The sequence below is a fragment of the Staphylococcus simiae genome, from assembly GCF_002902085.1.
Lineage (GTDB): Bacteria > Bacillota > Bacilli > Staphylococcales > Staphylococcaceae > Staphylococcus > Staphylococcus simiae.
In genome coordinates, this window is record NZ_PPQR01000067.1 from 1 (window position 1) to 3598 (window position 3598).

1 protein-coding gene is annotated in these 3598 nt (G+C 34.0%); it reads left to right on the forward strand.

All coding sequences use genetic code 11. The features are described 5' to 3' along the window. Positions 1-210 precede the first annotated feature (210 nt). Positions 211-3327: a fibronectin-binding protein FnbA gene (locus tag CD113_RS08435; RefSeq protein WP_095092578.1), complete on the forward strand. Its 3117-nt coding sequence runs from the start codon at positions 211-213 to the stop codon at positions 3325-3327. The last annotated feature ends 271 nt before the right edge of the window (positions 3328-3598 follow it).

The window sequence follows — 3598 nt, forward strand, 5'->3', positions numbered from 1 at the left end:
GAATATAACTGTTTATTGTTTTACCAAAATGAAAATAAAAACATAAATGAAAAGTTTTAATCAATTGAACTTCATTCAAAAATGTAATATTATATAATCATATATTTATATGTAAATGGAATAGTTATATCGATACGAGTGTTTGGAATAATTATTTCAATATATATAAGTGGAATGGTTATTTTAAAATTTTTAAAAGGAGAATTTTTTATGAGGGATAAAAATAAATTAACTCAAAAAAGTTTCGTAGCAAATCGATTAAATAAATTTTCGATAAGGAAATACACAATAGGGACAGCATCAATATTAGTAGGAACAACTTTACTTTTTGGACTTGGGAACCAAGAAGCACAAGCTGCTGAAACAAATGCTAATAATAATGAGTCAGCAACAACTAATACTAATAAAAATAAGCAAGATAACGAAGTCAATCAGTCAGAAGTAGAAGTAAATAATAGTATCGACAATAACGAGACAAACAACGATAATGTGCAAAGTGATAAAGAAATATCGTCTGAAAACAAAGTAACAGAAAAACAACAAGATACAACGAACAACAATATAAATGACAATACTAAGCTAGATAACGACAGTAAGACATCATCTGACAATGCACAGGTCGAGGATAGCAATATAGTTAATAATCAGCAAGAGGAAACGTCATCACCACGTGAAAAAGTTGCTGATGATAAAATAGAGCATAATAAACAATTAACATCACAGGATGAAAAAGAACAGTCAACAGAAGCTTCATATCAACCTTCTAAAGAAAATACAAATATTGGAACTCCACATGTAGTACATAACAGTCAAGTATCGCAACCTCAAGAAAACACTCAATCAACAACAGAAGAAAAAACTAATGAAGAAAACATGACATCACAAATTGAGCCAACAACAGTAGAAAATAATCAGATTTTAGATGCCAATCAAGTTGCAAGTAATGTAACCATTACTAAAGAAGAATTAGAAAAAGATCCTAGTAAACTTAATGATTTAATAAGACAATATAATGAAAAACAAAGTTCTGAAGAATCACAGGCTACGCCAGCAACAAGTGTTGCACCAAAACGTTTAACACCAAGAATGAGAGTAGCAGCAGTACAAGCAGGTACGGATGTTACTAATCAAATTGACTTTAATAAAATTGACATTCAATTTGACAGTAATGAAATTAGACCCATCAATGCAGAGAGTTACAACTTAACTGTATCATTTGATACAGTTAATGCTGTCAATCCTGGGGACTATTTCAAATTTAAAGGTTCAGATAATACAATTAATGACGATTTAAACCATAATAATACAGAAGCGCCTGATATTGTTGACAAAGAAGGAAATATCATTGCTAATGGTATTTATAATCCTATGACTAGAGAATATAAATATACTTTCACTGATTATGTCAATAATAAAAAGAATATCCAAGGTAACATAAGCTTATCTCAATACATTAACAGAGATGTTGTTCGTAATGATTCAGCTAATGAAAAAATTACATATACATTTGGAGATAAGCAAGTTAGTAAAAATGAAGATGTGGTTTATGATAACGAGTATGTTGAAAAAGCTTATAGTAATATAGGATCAGCATATACACATTACAACCAAGATACACAGGATTATGAACAAACAATTTATGTCAATCCTCTAAATAAATATGTACCTGATGCTATTGTTGATATTAGAGGGTATCAAGTTAAAAATGGAGATAGCTCTGCTCAAATTAATAATGACTCGCAAATTAAAATTTACAAACTTAAAGATGGTGCAAAATTAAACGCAAGTTATTTCAATGATGATAGTGATTTAATTGATGTTACAGACCAATTTGATATTACAAAAAATGGTAATAAAGCATCTATTTATTTTGGTGATATTGACGAAGATTCATATATTATTAAAGTGAATTCCAAAGAAAATGACAAAATTAACAAAGATTTAATTCAATCTGTAACAATGAGTGCCGATGATGGAGATTATTATGATAGTGTATACTACTATAACTTTATTAAAGTGACTGATAATACTGCTGATGGTAGTGGAGAAGACATAGATAGTGACTCAGACTCAGACAGTGACTCAGATTCAGACAGTGATTCGGATTCCGATAGCGACTCAGATTCAGACAGCGACTCAGACTCAGACAGTGACTCCGATTCAGACAGTGACTCCGACTCAGACAGTGATTCTGATTCAGATAGCGATTCCGACTCAGACAGCGATTCCGACTCAGATAGCGACTCAGATTCCGATAGCGACTCAGATTCCGACAGTGACTCAGATTCAGATAGTGATTCCGACTCAGACAGTGATTCAGATTCAGACAGTGACTCAGATTCCGACAGTGATTCAGACTCAGATAGTGACTCGGATTCTGACAGTGACTCAGACTCAGATAGTGATTCTGATTCCGACAGCGATTCAGATTCAGATAGTGATTCAGACTCAGACAGCGATTCCGATTCCGATAGCGACTCAGATTCCGACAGCGATTCCGATTCCGATAGCGATTCCGATTCCGATAGCGACTCAGACTCAGATAGCGATTCCGACTCAGATAGCGACTCAGATTCCGATAGCGACTCAGACTCAGACAGTGACTCGGATTCAGACAGTGACTCAGATTCAGACAGTGACTCAGACTCAGACAGTGACTCCGATTCAGACAGCGACTCAGACTCAGATAGCGATTCAGATTCAGATAGCGACTCAGATTCAGACAGTGACTCAGATTCAGATAGTGATTCTGACTCAGACAGTGATTCAGATTCAGATAGCGATTCCGACTCAGACAGCGATTCAGACTCAGATAGTGACTCAGATTTAGATAGTGATTCGGATTCCGACAGTGATTCAGATTCAGATAGCGACTCAGATTCAGACAGTGATTCAGACTCAGATAGTGACTCCGACTCAGACAGTGATTCAGACACAGACAGCGATTCCGACTCAGACAGTGACTCCGACTCAGACAGCGATTCAGATTCCGACAGTGACTCAGATTCAGATAGTGATTCCGATTCAGACAGTGATTCAGATTCAGACAGTGACTCAGACTCAGACAGTGATTCAGATTCAGATAGTGATTTCGACTCAGACAGTGATTCAGATTCTGACAGCGACTCAGACTCTGACCATCATGAAGGAACACCAGAACATGGTCATCATGAAGGATATGGAGAACCTAAACATGAAGAGGATAAAGCATTACCAGAAACAGGTAGTGAAGATACTGCTAATAACGGAACATTATTTGGTGGCTTACTTGCAGCATTAGGATCATTATTCTTATTTGGAAGACGAAAAAAAAGAGAAGATAAATAGAACGAAACCAGGCCCTCGAGCCTGGTTTTTATTTTTAATCAAGATAATTAGTTATATTTGATACTGATATGCTTTTTTATAAAGGAGAATTTTAATTTATTATTGAACACAGTTTTGCTCTATTAAAAAATAACCATATAAAATAAATACATTTAATTTATTTTATAAATTTTAAGTAATTATATAAAAAGGATAAATAAAGTTAGATAAATAAATAAAAAGTTTTAAAGTATTGTACTTTATTTAAAAATGTACTATCATGTATTTACAC

Excerpts from the sequence above, each read along its gene's own strand:
- CD113_RS08435 (WP_095092578.1), top strand. The coding sequence starts at position 211 with ATGAGGGATAAAAATAAATTAACTCAAAAAAGTTTCGTAGCAAATCGA.